Source organism: Shewanella atlantica, assembly GCF_003966265.1.
In the GTDB taxonomy this organism is placed as follows: domain Bacteria; phylum Pseudomonadota; class Gammaproteobacteria; order Enterobacterales; family Shewanellaceae; genus Shewanella; species Shewanella atlantica.
This window is the reverse complement of record NZ_RXNV01000009.1, coordinates 1-22,921: the sequence shown is the minus strand read 5'-3', so window position 1 is coordinate 22,921 and position 22,921 is coordinate 1. Positions and strand designations below refer to the sequence as shown.

Here is a 22,921-nt window from a genome sequence, read left to right as displayed (position 1 = left end):
TGGTTACATTGTGAGTATCTCATTTATTGGGGGAGGTACTTGGTGAGGAGCTCTTTAAACTCCTTCCTGTTAAATGGCTTGCCGAAGCTCGCTACGATATTAACCCGTTTCATCTTTAATATACCGAGCGTGGAAGATAAGGTTAAAGGATCCATGCCCGATATCAGGATGACCGGGGTATTGTTTTTTAGCTCTATGATACGATCGATATGTGAAATACCAACCATATTAGGTAATTGTATATCGGTGATGATGAGATCGGCGCTTTCCATTACTTCTTTACCGGGTAATGAATCGAAATGAATAAAAGTGTCGAAACCTGCAGCATTTACCAAGGTTTTGAGCTGTTTTACCATAAATTCGTCATCTTCTATCAGAAGCACTGTGGCTGATGTCATTAACTTTCCAACTGTTGGGGTATCACATTTAGTGTAGCTTCAGTCGATAAAAAACTCATCTAAAGAAACAAAAACCATTGTAGCTAATCGTCCCGGTTTTAATCATTGTGAGTAGGTTTCTCATTAGTAAAAGGTAAGAGAATGTTAGTAGGGTCTTCCAACGGACGTTCTTTTCTTTAAATATAAAGTTGCTTTAAATAAAAAGCTGCTTTTAATAGAAGCAATTTTTGATATTAAGATCAAAGGAGTGTGTAATGATAAAGTTGTATGGTGTTCCCCGTAGCCGTTCACTGCGAGTGTCCTGGACGCTGGAGGAGTTAGGAATAGATTGGCAGTATCACTTTATTAACTTTGCCAAAGGAGACAGTCGAAGTGCAGACTTTCTCGCGGTGAATCCTTGCGGTAAAGTGCCCGCTCTGACCGATGGTGAGCTGGTTCTGACCGAGTCGGCAGCTATCGTTTTACACTTAGCGGAAAAGTATGGCGACAGGAAACTGTTACCCGAAGCCGGAAGCGATCTTTCTGCCATACACCATAGGTGGGTGAGCTTTATTATCTGCGAATTAGAGCAGCCACTGTGGACGATGGGAAAACATAAGTTTGCCTTGCCTGAAAACCTACGTCAGAGCAGTATCTTACCTGTGGCCAAGTGGGAGTTTGATAAGGCGGCCGGTGTCGCTGAAAATTGGCTGCCAGATAGTGATTACCTGTTAGGAGGCAGCTTATCTGCAGCAGATATATTATTAGCGCATACTCTGTTATGGGCGACGCGTTTCGAACAGGATATCCCGCCCAAACTTGCCGCCTATCGCGACCGGGTGACAGCAAGGCCGGCAATGGCAAAGGCTCTGGAAAAAGAGATGGCCGGAGCCGAGTAAAAACAACCTAGTTGCAAACAAAAAAAGCATCTATTTAGATGCTTTTTATTTATGCTCTCTTCGCAACTCGCAACTCGCAACTCGCAACTCGCAACTCGCAACTCGTTACTTATAACTGAGTCGCAGCCCATTTCGCGCGGATTTCACGGCTCTCTTTTAGACCCTCTTTCTCGCGATAAGCTTTGTAGCCTTCAACATCGAGTGGAACTAAAGTCACCTCGACTTCGAGAACAAGCTTACACTCTTTCTTGATACGCCAAGCCGCGGTGTTATATAGCTCGGTGAGGGGAAGAGAGCTTAAGAATTCCGGGTTGTACTGAGTATAGATGGCTTGGGTTGGGTAAACCACAAAGCTGAGTCGACGCTTAGGCTCTTTCTTAAATAGTTCTTCGATACCATCACAGGTGTTAAGCACCTGCATTTCGATGATTTCATCTATCTCCAGTAGCTTTTTCTCTGCAAGACCCGATACCGGTTTCTCACCCGCTTCCCAGGCTAGTACATCTGCTTCGGTCGCTTTCGAAAGGTCAGCAACTTGCGCAGGGGTTAGTCCTACAGATAAGCGTAGGTATTTTATTTCGATGGCATTTAAGCCGGCATTTTTTGACATGATTTTTCCAAAATAGAGATAATTTTCGCGAACTTGATGCGAAAAAATAGATGCTTAACTTGTTAGAACCTAGAACCTTAGCTCTGTATCCAGACCTCTTCGGCCCATTGCCAGAATGATTCCCAGGTTTCACTTTCCATATCGTCTTCGCTCCAGAGCATGACCTGACCTTCCTGATCGATACAGTAGAAGTTGTTACCCTGCTGGCAGATAGCAACATACTCGCGAGGCATGCCAATAGACCACGCATAGGCAGTCACTTCAGAGAGATAGGTGTGCGAATATGGGTCGCTGGCCGTTACCGGTTCGATGGTTCCGTAGATGACATCACTGGCGTAAAGAAGGTACTCCTTTAGCTCTGAAGGCAGAGGCATAAGGATCTCCTCTTCAACGACCACTATTTGTTCAAAGGTCGGGAGTTCTAAAGGGATAGGAACCGTTTCGCTCAGTTCCCGTAGTTGCTCAATGATGTCGTGCATCGTCTCTTCGCTGGTTATGTTTCAGTGAGGGGAAGTATATCCTGATTGACGTTATTTTGTTAGCTAGGGTTTGTATCAATAATCAGATTGCGTGCTTGCTCAGTTTAAAGGGGGTTGGTAGGTCTTAGAACTCCGGATGAGTGACTAAGGAGGTTAACTGAGTAGGTGACCTCCTGAGCCGATTGTGGAGTTCTAGGCTGCTGCGGCGGTAATGATACCAGCCTCATCGATGCGCTTATATTGAAGCCAGGCTTTATGGTATTGCTTATGTGATGTCTGACGCAGGCTTGTTATTCGTGCCGCTTCTATCTCATTGAGCTGTCTGTTTTCATTTTTAGCCAGGGCTTGTATCGCTTGTACCTCTTCATATACGTGATGTTCTGCACCACTCTTGATTTTTGCTATTTCGTCTAAGTGCAGTTGTACCTCAGCTATCATCTGTGTACCAGGGAGTCTGATAAGTACATTGAGATCGCGATAGCCTGACTCTTTAGGCGAGGCGAAACGGTTTTTTACCTGAACGATTTGCGTTTGAGTGCTCAATGATTCATAGGCTTGCATAAGATCATGAATATTGTTGCTAACCAGGGTGGCTCTCGCAAGGTCGGTTAATTGACTCGCGTCACCATCAAATTTAGCCGTCACTTTCTCCTGTGCCCTCGCGTAACTCTTGATGGGAGGGAGTAGAGGTGAACTATGAGAATTGTCGGCGATGGTGTTCATAATGTGGTTTAGCTCATCTTGCGCGGGTTGCGCCTGAGAATATAGAGAGTCTAAATCGGTGCTGGTTTGTCTGGGGATCTGGTGTTGGTGACTGGATATAGATGTCAGACCGGTTAAGTTTTTGGTCAGTGATTGCCTGACGGCATAGTTATCACTCTTCTCTTTGACGTTGTTTTGAAGTTCGTAAGTTGCCGCGAACCCTGTCCGGGTGGATAGAAGAAGTAGGAAGATAAAAAATGTACGAAACAATCTGTTCATACTATTCATAAACATAAAGTAGACCTCTTTTCTCGCTGAAATACTAAACGATAAGGTTAATTTAGGCTCTGGTTGCTTAATCTATGCTGAATGGATGATTAATGTTTGTTCATGAAAGAGTATATTCGATTGAGATATAAAAAAAGAGCGCTTAACGCGCTCTTTTAAAAGATAAATCAGGTTTGTTTGACTACCAGATCTTTACACGTTTTTCGGGGGGCAGATACATGGCGTCGCCCTCTTTAACATCAAAAGTAGTATAGAATTCAGGCATGTTAGACAGGGCACCCAATGAGCGGAACTTAGCCGGAGAATGCGGATCGGTTGCTACACGGTTACGCATAGATTCCTCTTTAATCTTTGCACGCCAGATTTGAGTAAATCCGATAAAGAAGCGCTCATCGCCGGTTAAACCGTCGATAACCGGAGCTTCTTTTCCGTTAAGTGACTTCTTATAGGCTTTATAAGCGATAGTCACACCAGAAAGGTCGCCGATGTTCTCACCAAGGGTCAACTCACCGTTCACGTTGAGGTCGTCAAATACCGCATAACCATTATATTGTGCGACTAAAGCACTTCCCTTTGCGGCAAATGCAGACAGATCTTGTTCTGTCCACCAGTCACGCATGTTGCCTTCGCCATCAAACTTAGCACCCTGATCATCGAAACCATGGCCCATTTCATGACCAATAACGGCACCGATTCCGCCATAGTTTACGGCATCATCGGCTGCCATATTAAAGAATGGAGCTTGGAGGATTGCCGCCGGGAATACGATCTCATTCATGGTTGGGTTGTAATATGCGTTGACCGTTTGTGGGGTCATGTGCCATTCCCATTTACGGATTGGGCCTGCCAGTTTTTCAAGCTCTTTCTCATGACCGAGTAGACTCGCACGAATACCATTACCGACGAGATCGCCAGCTTCAATCGTCAGTTTATCGTAATCTTCCCATCTATCAGGGTAACCAATCTTAGGATCAAATTTAGCCAGTTTGTCTTTGGCTGCAACTTTAGTGTCGGCGCCCATCCAATCCAGATTGTCTATGCTGTCTCCGTAGGCACCACGCAAATTTTCAACCAGAACCTGCATACGTTCTTTGGCTTCAGGTGTGAAATGGCGCTTAACGTAGACTTTACCTACGACTTCGCCAAGCACTGAGTTCACCGTGCTGACACCGCGCTTCCAGCGGGGCTGCTGCTCGGCTTGACCATTTAATGTTTTGGAGAAAAACTCGAAGTTTTCTCTATCAAGCTCGGCAGTTAGCTGGCCTGCAAAACTCGTGAGTAGTTGCCACTGCATGTAAGTTTGCCATGTGGTCAGATCATTCGCTTTAAGCACTTCATTGAAGCCTTCGATGAAACTTGGTTGATTGATGATAATGTCAGATTGTTTCTCGACACCGAGTGTCGTCAAGAATCCGGTCCAATCGATATCAGGTGCTAATGTAGGCAAGTCTTTAACTTGCATCAGGTTGTAAGTTTTAGTGCTATCTCGGGTCTCAACCACATCCCAGTGCCTGCTGGCTATTGCAGTTTCGAGGGCTAACACCTTCTCTGCACTGCCTTTAGGATTAGCCAGGCCTGATAAAGTGAACATCTTTTCGATATGCTCGACGTAAGCCTTACGAATATTAACGAAACGCTCACCTTCATTGAAATAGTAATCTTTCTCCGGAAGGCTCAGGCCATACTGCCAGATATGTGTGGCGTAACGGCTTGAATCTTTTGCATCAACATCGATATAGAAAGCCAGTGGTGTACCACCGCCGATGAGTTGGCTATGAGCAAAATACTGGACCAATTCATCTTTCGACTTTAGTGCGGCAATCTTATCTAACTCGCCTTTAATTGGAGCAGTTCCCAGCTTGTTAAGCGTGTCGGTATCCATAAAGGAGCGATAAAGATCGGCAACTTTTTGCTCGTCACTGCCTACTGTTAGATTAGGTGTTGCGGCTACCTCTTCGATAATGGCTTTCACATCATCACGGGATTTTTCACGAAGATCATAGAATGCACCGGCGCTGGTTCTGTCGCTCGGGATCTCGGTATTGTTAATCCAGGTGCCATTTACGTAGCTGTAAAAGTCGTCTTGCGGACGAACTGACTTATCAAAATTAGCAAAGTCGATACCTGACCCCAGTGCTTTTGATACCGCTGCTGCAGTCTCTGTTTGACTGGTTTCAGGTGCTTTAACTTCGGCTTCTTTATTATTGCAGGCACTAAGACCTACAATCAGTGAGGCACAAAGTCCCCCAACGAGTACTTTCTTCATTATGCTTCCTTTATCTGCTGGTTGCCCATCTTTGGGTCATTGTTGTTATGTCCAATGCCACTGCTTTAGTGATACGGCAACTGGATTTTTGGTAAGTATGTATATGTGGATCTTACATTATGCTACATATGTTAATGGTATGGTGTGGGTGTAGACAAGTGTTGAGGGCCACTTACGTGTGTTTCTACTCATTTAGTTGTGTAAGTAAAGGTTTCTTCAACCATAAACCGGATCCGTATCGGCCTAGTTGCTTGAGTACCCTCACAGGATTTCCAGCTACCAGTGTCTTGGGTGGGACATCTTTAGTCACTATCTAGCCAGCACCGATTAGGGTTCCATCTCAGACCGTTATGCCCCTGTCGACCTCATAGCCATGGCTGTGTTTCTCTGCCTCGGTCTTAGTTGTACAAGTAAAGGTTCTCTACTACGAGTTTTGCTAGTATGAGGCTATAGCGTCTTGATTATTCTCGCTGGGTTGCCAGCTACCAGCGTCTTGGGCTGCACATCTTTGGTCACTACCGAACCTGTACCGATTAGGGTTCCATCTCAGACCGTTATGCCCCTGTCGACCTCATAGCCATAGCTGTGTTTCTCTGCCTCGGTCTTAGTTGTACAAGTAAAGGTTCTCTACTACGAGTTTTGGTAGTATGAGGCTATAGCGTCTTGATTATTTTCGCTGGGTTTCCAGCTACCAGCGTCTTGGGCTGGACATCTTTGGTCACTACCGAGCCTGCACCGATAACCGCTTCGTCCCCGACAGTTATGCCCGGAAGGATAATGGCTCCACCGCCAATCCAGACGCGCTTGCCTATGCTGATGGCTTTGGCGATCTCATAGCCTTGGCAGCGCTTTTCGGCTTCGAGAGGGTGGTTGGCGGTGTAAAGTTGTACATTGGGTCCAATCATAGTGTGCTCCCCGATGTGGATTGGAGCATTGTCTTGCAGGGTGACATTGCTGTTGATGTATACCCTACTACCAAGGTGAATGTGTAAACCGTAGCTGATGTAAAAAGGCAAAACTATGTTGGCATCGGCTGACTTGTGCGGTAGCAGTTTTTCATCATGTTGATAATCGAAGGAAAGGTTAGCCTGGCGATTGAGCACCTGTTGCTGCTTTCTCAGCTCCATGATCTCTGCATCTAAGTAGTTATACTCCTGGCCGGAGACCATTTTTTGATAGTTGCTAAGTTCTTGGTTCATAAGTGTTCCTACTCATATTGACGAATACAGGTTAGTGTGAAGCCGGCATCTATGCCAAGCAAAACTTTGCCCTTTGTGAGCTTGGGCTTCATAATGTCGCCAATTCTGTATTCAACATTGAGATCTATTGTGCGTCTAGACAAATTTATCTGCGAATCGACTTCGCTAACCCGTTCTTTAGCGAAGAAGGCCATGCATAGGGGCGATGTGACTTGCGATGGTGAAATCATTAAGAACTCAGGCTTTAAAGTGACCGATGCACATACCATCTGTCTCGATGGAGAGCAGTTATCGATTATCGGCCCTCGTTTTATCATGCTCAATAAGCCTGTCGATACCATCTGTTCGACCATAGATGAAGAGTATCCATCTGTGTTGGGATTGTTAGATGTTATCAAACCAGAAGAGTTGCACATTGCAGGGCGTCTGGATGCGGACACCACCGGATTAGTGTTGATAACGAATGATGGTCAGTGGTCCCATAAAATCACCTCTCCTAAGAAAGAGTGTGGAAAGCGTTACTTATTGGAAACGGCTGAGCCATTGGCTGATTCATTGGTAGAGCAGTTTGCAACTGGGTTACAGCTCAATAACGAAGATGGACTGACAAAAACTGCCGTATTGGATATCTTAGCCTCTCATGAGGCAAGGTTGACGATAACTGAGGGTAAATATCATCAGGTTAAGCGTATGCTCGCCGCAGTGGGGAACAGAGTTACCAAGCTGCATAGAGAATGTGTCGGCACGATAGAGTTAGACTCAGAACTTGAATTGGGTGAGTGGCGTTATCTTACCGATGAAGAGATGAAGTCGGTTAAGTAAACTAATACCGAACGATATAAGGCCTGCATCTGCAGGCCTTTTGTTATCTGCTTATAAGATCAATTATCGGTATAAGGTCGCTTAATCGGAGAGCTTGATTGAGCCACTGATGGTTGATATTTTTATATCAGCGTCGGCGCTGCCGGTTTGAAATTTAAGGTAAGAGGTCGGAGAGTACTTCTCTTTCTTTGGCTCGTCATCGGTCAGGTTGTTTCTAATCTTACCTCCCGGTCCGCCATTGATATTGAAGTTGGCCGCCAGATTCTTTGGGAGCTTTAGCTCTATATCGCCACTCACGCTATCTAAGTTCGCTCTGGATTTAAGACTGCTCATTGCGAGCGTGATATCGCCGCTGATCGTTTTTACTTTTAACTCATTCACTTTTTTCAGTTGAACTTTGCCATCTCCCGATATCTGTTCGATAGAGACATTTTTAGCTGAGGTATTTGCTGTAAGCTCTCCACTAACCAACTTATAGCTTATCTCTCCGTCACTGTTTTTATCTTTTATCGAGCCAGATATTGTGTCGAGTTTAATTTTTCCGGTTAGTTTGGATGTTTTTATGTTTCCGGATACGGTGTGAATGAAGATTTCATTCTCGATATCGGATGCATCGACATTGCCACTGACTGAGTCGATCCCAATGACTCCGGAAAGCGAGGAAACAGTATAGCTGGAGGAAAGGCCCTCTGCGTCCAAAGTTAAGTTTTTAGGCACCATGATAGTTAAATCTGAACCACTCTTATTATTACCATTGAAGTGACGGGGCATCTTATCTTCGAGAGTGACCAGGCTTCCCTGCTTATCTAATATAAAGCCTTCACTGAGTTCATCTAACGTCCCCTTCACGCTGATCTCATCTTTGTCCCAGGAACTCACCTTCACCTCGCCTCTCAGTACCTTGATATTGAGTTTGAGGTTCTCATCTACCGGTAATTGCTTATCAATAGATTGTGCTGCTATGGCCATATTTGCCACTAATATAAGGGGGATGGTGAGATAATTTAATAAACGGGTGGGTTTCATATTGTCGCTCCTTGTGAATTTTGTGAAACAGGCAGCTTCTGCCCCTGTCTTAGAAGTTCTATCTCTCTGTGTTGGGTCCATAGCCACAATTGCCAGAGTTGTTTGTCTGTTGGATTACGCTTCAGTGATTCATAAATTTGCTTGGCAGCTTCTCTTAGTTGATCTATGCCTGTTTCGACGGGAGAGCTATATGGGCTGCTTTGCCAGTTAACCAGTTCACTAGTTTGTTGAAGTTGTGCTATTTGAATCTGGTGTTGAGTTTTTATCTCTGCGAGTGTGTTAATTAATGCTGAGTCGATCTCAGGTTGTGGGAAAAGCGGATTAAAAACCTTCTGACCGATAAAAGCAGTGATTAACAATAGGCAGGCTACTGCTGCACTACGCCAGAGGTTATGGCTGGCACGCTTAGTCATATTGCGAACAGGCGCATCGAGGCGTTTATCTATCTTTTCCCACAGGTCATTTTCCGGTGTGAGTTCCTTTGGGAGGTTCGCGATTAAGCTGTCGAGCTTGCTATCTTTGCTATTCATTACAGCATCTCCTGTAGTAGCTTTCTGGCTCTGTGGTACTGTGCTTTGCTGGTACCGGAGGCTATGCCCAACAGACCGGCGATCTCATCGTGTTTGTAGCCTTCAATCGAGAACAATATAAATACGATGCGTGCCCGCTCGGGAAGTTTGAGTAATAGCTTGTCAAGTTTCTCATATTCCAGTTTGTCGCCGCTCATTTCGGTATGTTCACTCATTGGTGTGAAGCGAGCCCAAAAGCTTTTATGTTTCTTAATACTGCTCAATGCCTGATTGACTGTCATGCTGTGTAGCCAAGTTGAAAACTGACTATCCCCCCGAAATTGAGGCAATTTTTGCCATAAGCGAACAAAAGTTTCCTGTGTTGCTTCCTCTGCCAAGTAAGTTTGTCCGGAGAGCCTGAAACAAAGGCCATACACTCTTTTGTGATGACGCAAATAGATCTGCTGGAAAGCTGCTTTATCTCCTTGCTTAGCTTTCTCTATCAGCTCTGGTTCTGAAACCTCTTGGTTTGCAATGAACTCTATCTGTGCATTCACTCAATATTCCCTGTGTTATGAGTACTAAATCTTTTTGATACCTATTAGACATAGGCAGAGTGGAAAAAGGTTTGAATTAATATTAATTAAATGTTGCGCAAAGGTATATCGGTTATGTGGGGGGAAGATAAATCGGCGGGAAAAACGAGGTAATAACTTTCAGTCGGCTTACCGAAGGGGGAGGGATGAGAGGGGGGAAGCCCTCTCTATATTTCGGGCTATATTGTGGACGATTAAGTCTCATTGAGCTCTTTAAATGCTATTTGTGCCCCGACGAGATCCGCTAAAGCGGTGCCAACCGTTTTAAATAATGTGATCTGCTTGTCGTCGGTTCTCCCCTTGAGGCTGGCATCGCATAGTTGTGCCAGTTCGCCTTTGACTCGATCTGTGCTGTAGACCCCCTCGGCGATAGGTAGCAAGATCTCTCCAGCTTCGGCAAAGACATTGATTTTTGAGTCGACATAGACATCCGATTTCAAGATTAACTTGGTATCGCATTCACGCCTGTCATTATTATGGTTACCGACAAAGTCTGTATGTGTGCCTTCCTGTACCCAGGTTCCATCAAACAGCGGCTTCGGAGAGCCTGTTGCGCAACTGATGATGTCGGCATTACGCACGGCAGATTCTAAGTCGTCACATACTTTTACGTCGATTTCTGGGCGGCTACTTTTTACTATATCGACTACCTTTAAAGCGCTTTTCGGGTTGCGGCCCCATATCATAATTTCGGTGATAGGCCTGACACTTGCGTGTGCGAGCGCCATAAATGAGGCAAGGCGACCGGTACCACACACCAGCAACTTTGAGGAGTCTTCTCTTGACAGAAAGTCACTTCCCAACGCCGAGATAGCCGCCGTACGCCAGTAAGTCACGCTGGTACCATCGACTAAAGCTTGAGGAATACCAGTCTTACGATCAAAAATCATTATCTTGGAGTAAAGGCTCTCTAAATCTGCCGACTTGCTTGGGTTATTTGGAAAGTAGGTAAATGCTTTAACCGCTATTGTTTGTTCATTCCATGAAGGCAATACGGCAAAGGCATCGCTGTGGGCGGAGGTTTCATCCAGGCTGAAAACTTGTCGTTGAGGCATGCCTGCGGGTTTAGAGAAAGTCTTTCTAAGAGCACTAATCAGTGCAGGGAAATTAAGTGTTTGGTGAATTTGTTCTGCATCGATGACTAGCATACATACTCCATAGTTCCGTTTTGGATATTGTATTCTAAATTCTCGTACAGATAAACATGACACTCAACATGAAGAGGAATATGTTGATTAAAGGTGATAATGGTGTGTTTGCATGATTTTATTGTGTTTTTTAACTATTATTAGCTAATAATGCTGATTTTTTTGCCGATAACCAGTGGTGGTGTAGCTCAGCAGTTGTATTTGTTGACTAACCAACTTAGCCCTGTGATTTATTTACAACTATCCTTAATAGAGTGCTCTCATTTATAAAGGTGCCAATATGCTTATTCGTCACAAATTACTGCTCAGTGCCGCAGTGTCTATTCTCTCAATATTTGCCATGTTTGGTCTGCAGCTCTATTCCGGTGGTATACAGGATGAATTGTCTCATACTGCTCAAAATGTTATTGACTTAGAGAGGGAGGTGTTGAGCCTTAGAAAAGACGAGAAGGATTTTTTCGCCCGTTTAGAGCTAAGTTATCTGGATAAGCACCAAGCCAACTCAGATGATATTGTCATAGTGGTAGAAGCGCTAAGAAAAAGCTTTGCTGATTATGATATTTCAAACGAGGCTCTGCAGAGTTTTGAGAAGAGTTTGAGTCACTATGAACAGTCATTCAAGAATGTCGTTCAACTGCAGCAGGAGATAGGGCTAACACCGAAAACAGGTCTTTATGGTACTTTGCGAGAAGCCGTTCGTAACGTCGAGACTCTGGTTAAAAAGTATGATGAGCCGGAACTTATGGTGGTAATGCTGCAACTCAGGCGTAATGAAAAAGACTTTATGCTGCGCCGGAATATGAGTTACGTAGAGAAATTTGATGGCAATATTAAGAAATTTGAACAGAGCTTAGTCAATTCCGGACTGGCTGAGAGTGTCAAAAATGAAACCATGACGCTTATCTCAAGTTACCAGAAAGATTTCGCAACTTTAGTCGCTAAGGAGCAAGCATTAGGACTCACTAAAAATGACGGTGGAATGGCAGAGTTGCGTGATGCTATTGCTACGGCTGAGGCGGACTCTGAGCGATTGAAAGAGCAAGCCGTTGAAGCGATCCATGCTGCTGAAGAGTCGGCTCTTACGATGGGAATTGTTGTATTTATTCTGATTGCTATCATTCTTTGCGCTTTCACCTTCTTAATTATTCGCAGCATTATGGATCCTGTCACACGTATCACTCTTGCTATCTCAAATATTGAAAAGAATAAGGATTTAACGGTTCGCTGTGACGCAACTTCAGATGATGAACTCGGGCAGATCGCTAAACACTTTAACCTTATGGTTGAGAGCTTCCAGAAGCTGATTGAAGAGGTTATTGAATCGGTTCAAATCATGAATCACTCCTGTTCTGAGCTCTCGTTAAATGCCACGAAAGCGTCCGAAGGAGTGGGACAGCAGCTCAATGAAACCGATATGGTAGCTACTGCAATAACCGAGATGGGTGCCACTATCGATGAGATTGCAAAAAATACCGAGTTAGCCGCCGACAGAGCCGGAAATACTCATGACAATGCTCAAAAAGGACAGATCGGTGTCGAGCAGACCATCGAGAAGATTCAATCATTAGCCGAACAGTTAAATGGCTCTGCGCAAGTAGTCGGTGAGTTGGAAAAAGACAGTGAGACGATAGGTAGCGTACTGGATGTGATTAGGGGAATCGCCGAGCAGACGAATCTTCTTGCACTCAATGCGGCTATCGAAGCGGCCCGTGCCGGTGAGCAGGGACGTGGTTTTGCTGTCGTCGCCGATGAAGTTCGTAGCCTGGCTATGAGAACTCAAGAGTCAACAGAGGAGATCGCAGGGATCATTCAAACACTGCAGGCGAGAACCAGATCTATTGTTCAGTTGATGGAAGCGACTCAGAGGCAGGGAGGAGAGAGTGCAGAGCAGGCCGCAACTGCGGGTACTCTACTCGAGCAGATAAACGTAGATGTAACGAATATCATGGACATGAGCACTCAAATTGCGGCTGCAATTGAAGAGCAGAGTATGGTTGCCTCAGAGGTTAACAAGAACGTCGTGGTTATCAGGGATATCGCTCAAGACTCGGCGACCGCTGCTGATGAGAATGCACTGGCTTCGAGTGAGGTTCAATCCCGTGCCGAATCACTTCAACAAGCTGTGAGCTTATTTAAGATATAAGTCAGGACATAGCGGGTACGTTAAGCTGAAAAAGGTTGGTGCGAGTTGGGTGTATGAAATTAAATCACTTTTTAAATTTGCTTGGCCTAGTGATTCTCTTATTCTCACTTTTTGCGGCGAGTGTGCTTTATCATTTTGTATACTTGCCTGCTATTGAGTCGCAGATACGATCTCAGCAAGAAAAAGAACTCCTTGCGGTTCAGCGAGGCATTAAGTTTGCTCAAAAGGGGTTAGAAACCCTTTGTTATGATTATGCCGTCTGGGATGAGATGGTTAAATTTGTATATTCCAGAGATCCAGCCTTCATCGAGTCGAATTTAAGCGTTAATACTTTTGAAGCGGCCGATATCGATGGTGCGTACCTCTTCGATACCGAAGGTAAGTTACTGTGGCAGCATTTCGTAAACCCTGATTTTTCATCGCATAGCTTACAAAAAGATAACTCAACCTGGGTTGGAGAAGTGTTACCAGATGAGAACATCTTTACAAAGCAACTACCCTCGACAAGAAACGGAATAATTAATTTAGACGGTACAGTGGTCTATTTCAGTAATGCCGTCGTGTTACCAACGAAAGGAGTGGGGGAGATTGCCGGAAGCCTGCTGATGGTGAGGGAGATAGATAATAATCTGGTAGAGCAGATCAGACAGTTGAGTCTGGTTAACTTTAATATTGAGAGTTTAGACGCTGAACAATCATATTCAGGGCTGACCAATTTTAATAGTATGCCTCAAATCGATGAGCTGGATTCTAAGCATGAATGGTTGATAAATGATGTCTTCGGTGTACCTACTCTGAAAATATCAGTGATTCATGATGAGAGAATCACACCTTCAATACTGACTCCGGAATCAATGCTCCTCTTTGTCACTCTTATTATTGCATCGATTTGTTCTGTTATTCCTGTGTCGGTCATGATTTTAAGGCCAATACGTAGTGCCAGCCTGGTTTTAGATAGAATGGCTGAGCGTGGAATGTTGTACAAGATGAGGACCACATGGCACATCGATGAAATAGTCCGTTTAACCAGTTCCTTTAATCTGATGGTTGATAAATTAGAGCGGCATCAGAATTATCTGGAGTCTTTGTCATATAAAGACCCATTAACGGGGATTGCCAATCGGCGCAGCCTGGAGGTTTTCGCCCAACGCGCCTTTACGCAGTGGAATGAGGGGAAAGGTGTCATAGGTTTCTTGATGATAGATATTGATTTGTTTAAGGAGTACAACGACACCTTAGGGCATCAGGCCGGAGATAAGGCTATTCTCTCTATCGCTCAAACCTTATTGCTTGAATGCAGGCGAAGGGGGGAGTTAGTCACACGTTATGGCGGTGAGGAGTTTTGTGTCGTCATTCAGGGGGATAACTTTGCTCAAATGGAGCTGTTATCGAAAAGGATGCTGGAAAAAGTGAGGGAGCTAAATATCTATCACCCTAAATCTTGTTTCGATGGGAGGGTCACCGTGAGCATAGGTGGAGTGTTCTATGAACGTTTTCATCCATCATTTTCTGATGTTAGCTGGGAAGGTATGATCGCCCAAGCTGATGAGCAACTCTATAAGGCAAAGTTATCGGGGCGTAATAAACTGATGCTTGAGTACAAGAGGGGGGAACCGTTAAAACTGGTGGAATAAACCATAGATATTAGGCGGATGAAAATAGCCTTTAAGTTATGAGCTTAGAATTAACTTACTGAGGAAGTTTTGAATCCGGGGATACATCTAAAGGGGAGAAAATTGGTGCCCGAACCCGGAATCGAACCAGGGACACGAGGATTTTCAATCCTCTGCTCTACCGACTGAGCTATTCGGGCAACGGGCGCTATTAAAAGGCTTTTAGACTTTTGAGTCAATAACTTTTTTCAATTTAATCCCATTCCTCGTTTGTTTGGATGACTTTTGCTCTAATTCGATTGAAGGAGTGTCTGGTTGAATGAAAAAGCAACACTGTGAAAAATTGATGCAATTTTTGTTTACCCATAAAAAAGCTCCGGTACCGGAGCTTTTTTATGGCTTCGCCAGGCTAATAGGTTGTTTAGCGAGATAACATCTTATTATTTGGGAAGTTAACTTTCATTACAGACAAGACATTCTCTTTGAGCTTTTCCTGACCTAACTCATCATAAGCCTCAGCCATAATCTCTAATGCTCGTTCAGTCGATGTTGTGCCAGGATAAGTTTCCATGACCGATTGTGCTCTCGTTGAAGCTGCACTCCAAGCATTCATCTTTATATAGTATTCAGCTACGCTGATAGAATATTTTGCTAAACGATTTTTCAGGTAGAGCATACGCTTAGCAGCATCAGCTGTGTACTTACTATTTGGATATGACTTGATTAAACGGTCGAAATCTTTAAAGGCATCTTGTGCTACTTTTGGATCCCTATCTGTTCTGTCGATATCTAACATATCGTGGAACATGTAGTTATCAGATTGCATATTGACGAGTCCACGCATGTAATAAACATAGTCAATATCTTTATGAGTCGGGTTCAGTCTGATAAAACGATCGATATTAGCGATACCCGATGCAGCGTCATCTAGTTTATAATAGGCATAGATGAGGTCGAGTTGTACTTGAGTTTTATGCGGGCCAAAAGGATAGCGAGAGTCTAATGCTTCTAATGAGCGGACCGCTTTACTGAAGTTTCCAAGCTCCATTGACGTTCTTGCTTGTGAGTAAAGTACATCCGGTGAGGATTTACTTACCTTTAGATCTTCTTCTGGGCTACTACTACAGGCCGCTATGGCCAGTGAAAATAGGCCTACTACGGCACCTTTAGCGAATTTATGCATACTTAAGTTCGATTCTTTTAAAGTTATGGTTAAGAATTTTTCCATTTCAATATAAAATAGAAACAATTCGATTGTAACAGATAGCACACATTTTTGGACCCCGAAACGCGGGTACGGTTCCTATGACACAAGAGATTAATCTAAAAAGTGAGATAACAGCAACACAAACAGGTCAAAGATTGGATCAAACTTTGGCCGAATTGTTCCCTGATTACTCACGCACACGCATCAAAGAGTGGATCCAGGCTGGTTGGGTTTACATTGATGGCGCAGTTTCTACCAAGCCTAGAGAAAAGGTGCTTGAAGGGCAAGAGATTCAAGTTGAAGCTACATTGGTCGAAGAGACTACAGCTAAAGCACAAGCGATAGACTTAGATATCGTTTATGAAGATGATCATATTCTTGTGATTAATAAACAGGCTGGACTCGTTGTTCATCCTGGCGCAGGTAATAGTGATGGCACTTTGATGAATGCTTTATTGCATCATTGTCCGAATATCGAACTTGTTCCACGCGCGGGTATCGTGCACCGTTTGGATAAAGACACAACCGGACTGATGGTCGTGGCTAAGACCGTTGAGGCGCAAACTCATCTGGTTGCGGCTTTACAGGCAAGAGAGATCACGCGTGAATATGAAGCCATAGTACAAGGCTCTATTATCTCTGGTGGTACAGTCGATGAACCTATCGACCGTCATCCAACTAAGCGTACTCATATGGCGGTGGTTCATACAGGTAAGCCTGCGATGACTCATTACCGTGTTGCTGAAAAATTTAGGGCTCATACTCGATTGAGATTGCGCCTTGAATCTGGCAGAACCCATCAGATCCGTGTGCATATGTCTCATATCGGGCATACCTTGGTTGGTGACCCTGTATACGGCGGCCGTCCCAGACCACCAAAAGGGGTGACGCCTGAGTTCTTTGACATTTATATGGGCTTCAAGCGTCAAGCTTTACACGCGATCAGGCTTGAGCTTGCACATCCTTATACTTGTGAAATTATGAGTTGGCAGGCACCGGTTCCTGAAGATATGGTGATTTTGACTAAGGCGTTACGTCAGGACACGCTCGAAAACCCATCGATTGTTTAATCGATGTCACCACTCTTTAAAAATAGAGATTGGAATATTCCTCAAGGAGTGAGGATCGCTTTTTCTACTCGTCGAGATGGCGTGAGTGAATGTCCGTACGAGAGTCTTAACTTGGGGCTGCATGTCGGAGATAGCGAAGAGAAAGTACTGATAAACAGAGCGCTCATTCACGAGCGCTTTGGCCTTCCTGATTTTCCCGCTTGGTTAGAGCAAACTCATAGTACCAGAGTCATAGAAGCTGATAATCAGACGGTTCATAATGCCGACGGCAGCTATTCAGAACGTTTAAAACAGGTATGCGTCGTGATGACCGCAGATTGTTTGCCGGTGTTACTCTGCGACAGAAACGGAACTGAAGTCGCCGCAGTTCATGCCGGCTGGAAAGGACTATGTGATGGAGTTATTGAGGTCGCACTCGATAAGTTTAAGTCTGATAAAGCACATCTCATCGCTTATCTTGGGCCGGCTATTGGTCCCGACGTTTTCGAAGTTGGTGAAGAGGTCAGGGAGATGTTTGTCTCTCAACATCCGCAGAGCAGTATTTTCTTTCTTAAGAAAGAGCCTTCAGCTTCTCTAAAGAATGAGCCCTCAGCTTCTGAAGGTGAAAACTCCACCCCTAGCAATCAAAAATACCTTGCTGATTTGCAGGGACTGGCCAGATTCAGACTTAATCTAGCTGGGGTCACTGAGATCTATCAAGCTGATATTTGTACTTTTAAAAATTCTGATGATTACTTCTCCTATCGCAGAGATAAAGTCACGGGTCGAATGGCTTCATTTATTTGGCTGGAATAGAGCTCACTCGTATTTGGAGATAAAGAGGTAACCAGCCCTTGAAAAATGACCTTTTACTCCCCATCTTTTAGCTATCGAAGGTAGTTATTTTTGCTTGTGGAGGCTGTATGCGACTCGATCGTATGACCAATAAATTTCAGACTGCAATTTCCGATGCGCAGTCGTTGGCATTAGGGCGCGATCATCAGTTTATTGAACCTATACATCTGATGATGGCTCTACTTAATCAAGACAATGGGTCGATTCATCCTCTGCTCACTCAAGCCGGTATACGAGTCAGTTCACTTCGCTCACAACTCAATCTGGAATTAGACCGTTTACCTCAAGTGGAAGGGACTGGCGGTGATATTCAATTATCACAGGCCTTGATTAGGCTCCTAAATCTTTGTGACAAATTAGCTCAGAAACGAAAAGATAAGTACATCTCCAGTGAACTCTTTATTCTGGCGGCGCTTGAGGGAAATGACACCCTTGCACAGAATTTAAAAAAATCCGGTGCGACTAAAGAGCTGTTAGAAGAGACGATAAAGCAAGTTAGGGCTGGAAAGAACGTTGATGATCCCAATGCTGAAGATCAGCGCCAAGCCCTGAAAAAATTTACAGTAGATCTGACTGAGCGCGCAGAGCAGGGAAAGCTGGATCCTGTCATTGGTCGTGACGACGAAATCCGTCGAACAATTCAAGTATTACAGCGTCGAAGTAAGAATAACCCTGTTTTAATTGGTGAGCCGGGTGTAGGTAAGACTGCCATTGTCGAAGGGCTGGCCCAACGAATTGTCAATGGTGAAGTGCCCGAAGGGATTAAGAACAAACGTGTTCTTTCATTAGACATGGGCTCATTAGTGGCGGGAGCCAAATACCGTGGAGAATTTGAAGAGCGACTGAAAGCCGTTCTGAATGAGCTTTATCAGGAAGAAGGTCAGGTTATTCTATTTATCGATGAACTGCATACTATGGTCGGTGCCGGGAAAGGGGATGGTGCAATGGATGCGGGCAATATGCTTAAGCCTGCGCTGGCCCGTGGTGATCTGCACTGTGTTGGTGCGACGACATTGGATGAATATCGTCAATATATTGAGAAAGATGCAGCATTAGAGAGACGCTTTCAAAAGGTGCTAGTCGAGGAGCCTAATGTCGAAGATACGATTGCGATATTGCGTGGGCTTAAAGAACGTTATGAACTGCATCATCATGTAGAGATCACCGATCCTGCAATCGTAGCTGCGGCCAGTATGTCAAATCGATATGTCTCCGACCGAAAGTTACCCGACAAAGCCATTGACCTTATCGATGAAGCTGCTTCCAGCATACGTATACAGATAGATTCTAAGCCTGAACCTTTAGACAAACTAGAGCGTCGCTCGATACAGCTAAAGTTAGAGGAGCAAGCGTTAGCGAAAGAGAGCGATGAAGCGAGTCTGCGTCGCTTATATACTATACGAAAAGAGTTGAGAACCGTTGACGCAAAGGCATCAGAACTTAATGAAATTTGGCATACAGAAAAAGCATCTCTGGCAGGAACTCAACATATAAAAGCGGATCTTGAGCAGGCTAGGTTAGATCTCGATGTGGCTCGTAGAGCCAGTGACCTGACTCGTATGTCTGAACTTCAATATGGTCGAATTCCTGAGTTGGAGAAACAGTTGGATTTGGCATCTCAAGCCGAGATGCAAGACATGACCTTATTGAGAAATAAAGTCACAGATGTTGAGATCGCCGAAGTTTTGTCAAAAGCGACCGGGATCCCTGTCTCTAAAATGCTGGAAGGTGAGAAGGAAAAGCTCCTTCATATGGAAGAAGCGCTTCATTCACGTGTCATAGGGCAAAATGAAGCTGTCGATGCCGTTTCTAATGCTATTCGAAGAAGTCGTGCGGGGCTTTCAGATCCAGACCGTCCAATAGGCTCATTTCTATTTCTGGGTCCAACGGGCGTAGGTAAGACTGAACTTTGTAAATCTTTGGCGAAGTTCTTATTCGATACTGAATCCGCATTGGTTCGTATCGATATGTCGGAGTTTATGGAGAAACATTCTGTTGCGCGTTTACTTGGGGCTCCTCCAGGATATGTTGGTTATGAAGAGGGAGGCTATTTAACCGAAGCGGTAAGAAGAAAGCCTTACTCTGTCATTTTGCTCGATGAGGTTGAGAAAGCGCATCCGGATGTTTTCAATGTTTTACTTCAGGTGCTCGATGATGGTCGTTTAACCGATGGCCAAGGTAGAACTGTGGATTTTAGAAATACAGTGGTCATTATGACCTCTAATCTTGGCTCAGATATTATTCAAGATAGATTTACTGAGCTCTCCTATGGAGAGATGAAGTCAGAGGTTATGGATGTTGTTGTTCATAGCTTCAGACCTGAGTTCCTGAACCGAATCGATGAGACTGTGGTATTTCATCCTCTTGATGAGAAGCATATTAAGCATATTGCAGGTATTCAGATCGAGTCGTTAAGACAACGTCTTGCGGAGAAAGAGTTCGAACTTATCTTGAGTGAGGAAGCGTTAGCGCTTATTGCACGAGCGGGCTTCGATCCTATCTATGGCGCAAGACCATTGAAAAGAGCATTGCAACAAGAGGTAGAAAATCCATTAGCTCAAAAAATACTGAGCGGTTCTCTGGTGCCCGGTAAGCCAATCAAGGTTGATTGTGCGGGTTCGGAATTAGCGTTCGGACAATAGCTTACTGAGATTCGCAGATGTTCTTTAATTTATGAGGTGAGTGACAGTTAAGCCTCAGTTCGTATTTAAGATGATTCTGAGCACCTAAAGAAAAACAGGCTCTGAAGAGCCTGTTTTTCTATGAAGCTGAAATGATTCAACCATTGGATGGTTTGTTTTAGGGTTGCCGTCTGTTTGGAAAGAGACTGGTTACTATTTACAGAATAACCTGATGCGTTCCTCCAGCTCCTTAATTTTAGCCTGACGGTCTTCCTCTCTCATTGCGACCATCTCTCCTGTGGTTTCATCTTGACTTCTGATCCGGGAGTGGCTCGTTAACACATTCAAACTATGTTTGGCATTGTCGCAAATATCGGCTGCATGCTGTTTATTTTCTTCCTTTATCCTTGTAGCATTTTTTTCCTCTTCGCTTGGCTGTGGTTCTGCGGGTCTTTCCTTCGGAGCGATAAAACCTATAGGTTGCTGTTCGATATCTTCACTATGAATCTTGTCTGTTGAGGCATTTTCCGGCTTCTGCTGGCTGTAGTGAGTTACGCCGTCTTTATCCACCCACTTATAGATGACTGTTGCGGATGCAGATCCTATCGATATCAGTGCTAATACGAGTACTAATGTTTTTGTGAACATAATTCCTTCCAATTTGAACTGAAAACTTAGCTATAGCTAGAGTCAATAAGTGTGTGGATTAATGGATAAAGCAATGGATACACAAAGTATGGTATCTTTTTCATACAAGATACTAGTGTTTTAACATTATGCAAAATTTTGATAAAGAATCGGTTAAGAGTAAAGGCATCTATCTGCTACCCAACCTGTTTACAACGGCTGGGCTATTTTCAGGGTTTTATGCGGTAATTGCATCAATGAATGGGCAATTTGAATCTGCTGCAATTGCAGTCTTCGTTGCCATGCTCTGTGACGGGCTGGATGGGCGTGTCGCCAGGATGACAAATACTCAGAGTGAGTTTGGTGCTGAGTATGACAGTATGGCAGACATGGTCTCGTTTGGTGTTGCCCCCGCCCTGATTGCCTACAATTGGGGGCTGGCTGATTTAGGTAAGATTGGTTGGCTTGCAGCTTTTATCTATTGTGCGGGAGCGGCTCTTAGATTGGCTCGCTTTAATACCCAAGTAGGGGTTGAAGATAAAAGGTACTTTCAAGGCTTGGCAAGTCCTGCCGCTGCGGCACTTATCGCAGGTAGTATCTGGTTTGGCGTGCAAAGCGGTGTCGAGGGGGCAGATGTTAGCTGGCTGGTAGCTTTAGTTACGATACTTTCCGGTTTACTAATGGTAAGTAATTTTCGTTATCACTCATTTAAAGATTTCGACTGGCGCGGGAAAGTAAATTTTATTGTTATTCTTATTGTTGTTGGAATATTTGTCTTCGTCTCCATAGAACCTGCGCTAATTTTATGTGCAATTTTCTATATTTACGCATTATCAGGACCCATCATAACTATCTACCGAATTCGTAAACTTAAGCACCCTGTTACAGAGAATGATTCTTCAGTGAAAAAAGAGAGGGAGGAGTAAGCACTCTCAGAGTTAATATCTGCTCATTCGATTAAGGGAACTTATATAGATAGCTATTTTGTGTCTATGATGAGTTGATAAGTTCAGGTGTTGTTGGTCGAGTTATCATAGGCTTTAGAGATATTATTAAAGCCAGTAGCGTGAAACCAGTTTTTAAAGCACATCTCTAATGTTCGCACTAAAAATCATTTTTGCGATTTCCTATCTCTTAAGGGCTGCTTTCATTTTGGATAAATAGAGGGGTTATTGGGGGTAAAGCACGCCTGGCTAACTAGGAAAAATAATCTGGTAAAGATTTTTTGAAATTAACGTGCAGCAATTTCAAAATGTGCCAGACTTAATTTCCTGAGATATTCATTTGCATGTTATCCATTGAACAAAGCTGAGCTTCAGCAGAGATTAATGAGAGTCTCGGGATCTTAATCGGAGAGGCTATAGGCTAGATATCGGAAGGCTTTGCAACTTCTGATATCGCGGTGTAAATATCGGAATAAGCTGAAGGCTCCCCTTAGATGGGTGAAAAACATTCATTCGATGGGGTTTTATTAAAAAGCCCTTGCACTATGAGTTGGCATCCCTATAATGCGCAACCACTGACACGGCACAGCAGTCTTCCAAAGCGTTAAGCTGAGTGAGGCAGAAACCAGTCAGGGCAACAAGTTAGCTAAGTTTAATAATATTTTTTAACTCGTTTTAAACGATTAAAAATCTTTTTTAAAAAAGCACTTGACGTCAACCAAGGGAAGTGTAAAATACGCATCCCTGACCAAGGCGAAGCGTCTTGGGTAAGTTGATAAAAACCTGCGACCTAGCGTCAACGGACACACAGTAGTGTGAAGCTCTTTAACAATACGAAACAAGAAATCTGTGTGGACACTCACAGGTGTTGAGTTATTCGAAATTGTCTTCTGTTCTTCGGAATGTCGGCAATCAAAATATTACTCGATGAATGAGTGTTC

20 protein-coding genes and 1 tRNA gene are annotated in these 22,921 nt (G+C 44.1%); 8 read left to right on the top strand and 13 right to left on the bottom strand.

The annotated features are described in order from the left end of the window. Window positions 1–23 precede the first annotated feature (23 nt). Window positions 24–398, bottom strand: a complete 375-nt coding sequence (locus EKG39_RS16565) for a response regulator (protein WP_126507096.1) — start codon at window positions 396–398, stop codon at window positions 24–26. Between the two features lie 254 nt (window positions 399–652). On the opposite strand from EKG39_RS16565, the gene EKG39_RS16560 reads away from it, so the two are divergent. Next, window positions 653–1,276, top strand: a complete 624-nt coding sequence (locus EKG39_RS16560) for a glutathione S-transferase family protein (RefSeq protein ID WP_126507095.1) — start codon at window positions 653–655, stop codon at window positions 1,274–1,276. A gap of 109 nt (window positions 1,277–1,385) precedes the next feature. Here the strand turns inward: EKG39_RS16560 and EKG39_RS16555 are convergent, their stop codons facing one another. From EKG39_RS16555 to EKG39_RS16530, 5 genes are all read right to left on the bottom strand, one after another. Then, window positions 1,386–1,886, bottom strand: coding sequence for a DUF4447 family protein (locus tag EKG39_RS16555; RefSeq protein ID WP_126507094.1), 501 nt, complete (start codon window positions 1,884–1,886; stop codon window positions 1,386–1,388). Between the two features lie 77 nt (window positions 1,887–1,963). Then, complete coding sequence (locus EKG39_RS16550) at window positions 1,964–2,365, bottom strand: SMI1/KNR4 family protein (protein ID WP_126507093.1); 402 nt, start codon at window positions 2,363–2,365, stop codon at window positions 1,964–1,966. Window positions 2,366–2,557: 192 nt separating this feature from the next. After that, window positions 2,558–3,346, bottom strand: a complete 789-nt coding sequence (locus tag EKG39_RS16545; RefSeq protein ID WP_185817638.1) for a nucleotidyltransferase family protein — start codon at window positions 3,344–3,346, stop codon at window positions 2,558–2,560. Window positions 3,347–3,536: 190 nt separating this feature from the next. Beyond that, window positions 3,537–5,621 carry a M13 family metallopeptidase gene (locus EKG39_RS16540; protein WP_126507091.1) on the bottom strand — a complete coding sequence of 695 codons (2,085 nt, stop codon included), beginning with the start codon at window positions 5,619–5,621 and terminating at the stop codon, window positions 3,537–3,539. 653 nt (window positions 5,622–6,274) lie between these two features. Then, a complete protein-coding gene (locus tag EKG39_RS16530; RefSeq protein ID WP_126507090.1) occupies window positions 6,275–6,820 on the bottom strand; it encodes a sugar O-acetyltransferase in 546 nt (181 codons plus the stop codon). Between the two features lie 93 nt (window positions 6,821–6,913). On the opposite strand from EKG39_RS16530, the gene rsuA reads away from it, so the two are divergent. Beyond that, window positions 6,914–7,642 carry a 16S rRNA pseudouridine(516) synthase RsuA gene (rsuA, locus tag EKG39_RS16525; protein WP_246028534.1) on the top strand — a complete coding sequence of 243 codons (729 nt, stop codon included), beginning with the start codon at window positions 6,914–6,916 and terminating at the stop codon, window positions 7,640–7,642. Window positions 7,643–7,723: 81 nt separating this feature from the next. On the opposite strand, the gene EKG39_RS16520 is transcribed toward rsuA, so the two are convergent. From EKG39_RS16520 to lhpI, 4 genes are all read right to left on the bottom strand, one after another. After that, window positions 7,724–8,668 carry a DUF4097 family beta strand repeat-containing protein gene (locus EKG39_RS16520; RefSeq protein ID WP_126507088.1) on the bottom strand — a complete coding sequence of 315 codons (945 nt, stop codon included), beginning with the start codon at window positions 8,666–8,668 and terminating at the stop codon, window positions 7,724–7,726. Next, window positions 8,665–9,198, bottom strand: coding sequence for a hypothetical protein (locus tag EKG39_RS16515; protein ID WP_126507087.1), 534 nt, complete (start codon window positions 9,196–9,198; stop codon window positions 8,665–8,667). The genes EKG39_RS16520 and EKG39_RS16515 overlap by 4 nt, the downstream gene beginning before the upstream one ends. Further along, window positions 9,198–9,734 carry an RNA polymerase sigma factor gene (locus tag EKG39_RS16510; RefSeq protein ID WP_126507086.1) on the bottom strand — a complete coding sequence of 179 codons (537 nt, stop codon included), beginning with the start codon at window positions 9,732–9,734 and terminating at the stop codon, window positions 9,198–9,200. The genes EKG39_RS16515 and EKG39_RS16510 overlap by 1 nt, the downstream gene beginning before the upstream one ends. A 233-nt stretch (window positions 9,735–9,967) precedes the next feature. After that, window positions 9,968–10,921 (bottom strand): bifunctional Delta(1)-pyrroline-2-carboxylate/Delta(1)-piperideine-2-carboxylate reductase, encoded by a 954-nt coding sequence (gene lhpI / locus EKG39_RS16505; protein WP_126507085.1) that lies wholly within the window; start codon window positions 10,919–10,921, stop codon window positions 9,968–9,970. A 280-nt stretch (window positions 10,922–11,201) separates the two neighbouring features. Between lhpI and EKG39_RS16500 the strand changes: the two genes are divergently transcribed. Beyond that, window positions 11,202–13,064 (top strand): methyl-accepting chemotaxis protein, encoded by a 1,863-nt coding sequence (locus EKG39_RS16500; RefSeq protein ID WP_126507084.1) that lies wholly within the window; start codon window positions 11,202–11,204, stop codon window positions 13,062–13,064. A gap of 53 nt (window positions 13,065–13,117) precedes the next feature. Further along, window positions 13,118–14,698, top strand: coding sequence for a sensor domain-containing diguanylate cyclase (locus EKG39_RS16495; protein ID WP_126507083.1), 1,581 nt, complete (start codon window positions 13,118–13,120; stop codon window positions 14,696–14,698). A gap of 103 nt (window positions 14,699–14,801) precedes the next feature. On the opposite strand, the gene EKG39_RS16490 is transcribed toward EKG39_RS16495, so the two are convergent. Next, a tRNA-Phe gene (locus EKG39_RS16490) sits at window positions 14,802–14,877 on the bottom strand. Window positions 14,878–15,098: 221 nt separating this feature from the next. Then, complete coding sequence (locus EKG39_RS16485; RefSeq protein WP_126507082.1) at window positions 15,099–15,860, bottom strand: outer membrane protein assembly factor BamD; 762 nt, start codon at window positions 15,858–15,860, stop codon at window positions 15,099–15,101. Window positions 15,861–15,982: 122 nt separating this feature from the next. On the opposite strand from EKG39_RS16485, the gene rluD reads away from it, so the two are divergent. The 3 genes from rluD to clpB all read left to right on the top strand — a co-directional run bounded on the left by rluD (window position 15,983) and on the right by clpB (window position 20,430). Further along, entirely contained in the window at window positions 15,983–16,954 is a 972-nt protein-coding gene (rluD, locus tag EKG39_RS16480) for a 23S rRNA pseudouridine(1911/1915/1917) synthase RluD (protein WP_126507081.1), read from the top strand. 3 nt (window positions 16,955–16,957) lie between these two features. Further along, the gene (pgeF, locus tag EKG39_RS16475) at window positions 16,958–17,749 is read left to right on the top strand and encodes a peptidoglycan editing factor PgeF (RefSeq protein WP_126507080.1); all 792 of its coding nucleotides are present in this window, start codon (window positions 16,958–16,960) and stop codon (window positions 17,747–17,749) included. A gap of 107 nt (window positions 17,750–17,856) precedes the next feature. Continuing rightward, entirely contained in the window at window positions 17,857–20,430 is a 2,574-nt protein-coding gene (gene clpB, locus EKG39_RS16470) for an ATP-dependent chaperone ClpB (protein ID WP_126507079.1), read from the top strand. 192 nt (window positions 20,431–20,622) lie between these two features. On the opposite strand, the gene EKG39_RS16465 is transcribed toward clpB, so the two are convergent. Further along, complete coding sequence (locus EKG39_RS16465; protein ID WP_126507078.1) at window positions 20,623–21,057, bottom strand: DUF4124 domain-containing protein; 435 nt, start codon at window positions 21,055–21,057, stop codon at window positions 20,623–20,625. A 128-nt stretch (window positions 21,058–21,185) separates the two neighbouring features. Here EKG39_RS16465 and pssA point away from each other — a divergent pair, with 128 nt between their 5' ends. Further along, a complete protein-coding gene (gene pssA, locus EKG39_RS16460) occupies window positions 21,186–21,962 on the top strand; it encodes a CDP-diacylglycerol--serine O-phosphatidyltransferase (protein WP_126507077.1) in 777 nt (258 codons plus the stop codon). The last annotated feature ends 959 nt before the right edge of the window (window positions 21,963–22,921 follow it).

What these genes read in the sequence shown, in the direction of transcription:
- EKG39_RS16565 (WP_126507096.1), bottom strand. Translation starts at nt 398, where the DNA reads ATGACATCAGCCACAGTGCTTCTGATAGAAGATGACGAATTTATGGTA.
- EKG39_RS16560 (WP_126507095.1), top strand. Translation starts at nt 653, where the DNA reads ATGATAAAGTTGTATGGTGTTCCCCGTAGCCGTTCACTGCGAGTGTCC.
- EKG39_RS16555 (WP_126507094.1), bottom strand. Translation starts at nt 1,886, where the DNA reads ATGTCAAAAAATGCCGGCTTAAATGCCATCGAAATAAAATACCTACGC.
- EKG39_RS16550 (WP_126507093.1), bottom strand. Translation starts at nt 2,365, where the DNA reads ATGCACGACATCATTGAGCAACTACGGGAACTGAGCGAAACGGTTCCT.
- EKG39_RS16545 (WP_185817638.1), bottom strand. Translation starts at nt 3,346, where the DNA reads ATGAACAGATTGTTTCGTACATTTTTTATCTTCCTACTTCTTCTATCC.
- EKG39_RS16540 (WP_126507091.1), bottom strand. Translation starts at nt 5,621, where the DNA reads ATGAAGAAAGTACTCGTTGGGGGACTTTGTGCCTCACTGATTGTAGGT.
- EKG39_RS16530 (WP_126507090.1), bottom strand. Translation starts at nt 6,820, where the DNA reads ATGAACCAAGAACTTAGCAACTATCAAAAAATGGTCTCCGGCCAGGAG.
- rsuA (WP_246028534.1), top strand. Translation starts at nt 6,914, where the DNA reads ATGTCGCCAATTCTGTATTCAACATTGAGATCTATTGTGCGTCTAGAC.
- EKG39_RS16520 (WP_126507088.1), bottom strand. Translation starts at nt 8,668, where the DNA reads ATGAAACCCACCCGTTTATTAAATTATCTCACCATCCCCCTTATATTA.
- EKG39_RS16515 (WP_126507087.1), bottom strand. Translation starts at nt 9,198, where the DNA reads ATGAATAGCAAAGATAGCAAGCTCGACAGCTTAATCGCGAACCTCCCA.
- lhpI (WP_126507085.1), bottom strand. Translation starts at nt 10,921, where the DNA reads ATGCTAGTCATCGATGCAGAACAAATTCACCAAACACTTAATTTCCCT.
- EKG39_RS16500 (WP_126507084.1), top strand. Translation starts at nt 11,202, where the DNA reads ATGCTTATTCGTCACAAATTACTGCTCAGTGCCGCAGTGTCTATTCTC.
- EKG39_RS16495 (WP_126507083.1), top strand. Translation starts at nt 13,118, where the DNA reads ATGAAATTAAATCACTTTTTAAATTTGCTTGGCCTAGTGATTCTCTTA.
- EKG39_RS16485 (WP_126507082.1), bottom strand. Translation starts at nt 15,860, where the DNA reads ATGCATAAATTCGCTAAAGGTGCCGTAGTAGGCCTATTTTCACTGGCC.
- rluD (WP_126507081.1), top strand. Translation starts at nt 15,983, where the DNA reads ATGACACAAGAGATTAATCTAAAAAGTGAGATAACAGCAACACAAACA.
- pgeF (WP_126507080.1), top strand. Translation starts at nt 16,958, where the DNA reads ATGTCACCACTCTTTAAAAATAGAGATTGGAATATTCCTCAAGGAGTG.
- clpB (WP_126507079.1), top strand. Translation starts at nt 17,857, where the DNA reads ATGCGACTCGATCGTATGACCAATAAATTTCAGACTGCAATTTCCGAT.
- EKG39_RS16465 (WP_126507078.1), bottom strand. Translation starts at nt 21,057, where the DNA reads ATGTTCACAAAAACATTAGTACTCGTATTAGCACTGATATCGATAGGA.
- pssA (WP_126507077.1), top strand. Translation starts at nt 21,186, where the DNA reads ATGCAAAATTTTGATAAAGAATCGGTTAAGAGTAAAGGCATCTATCTG.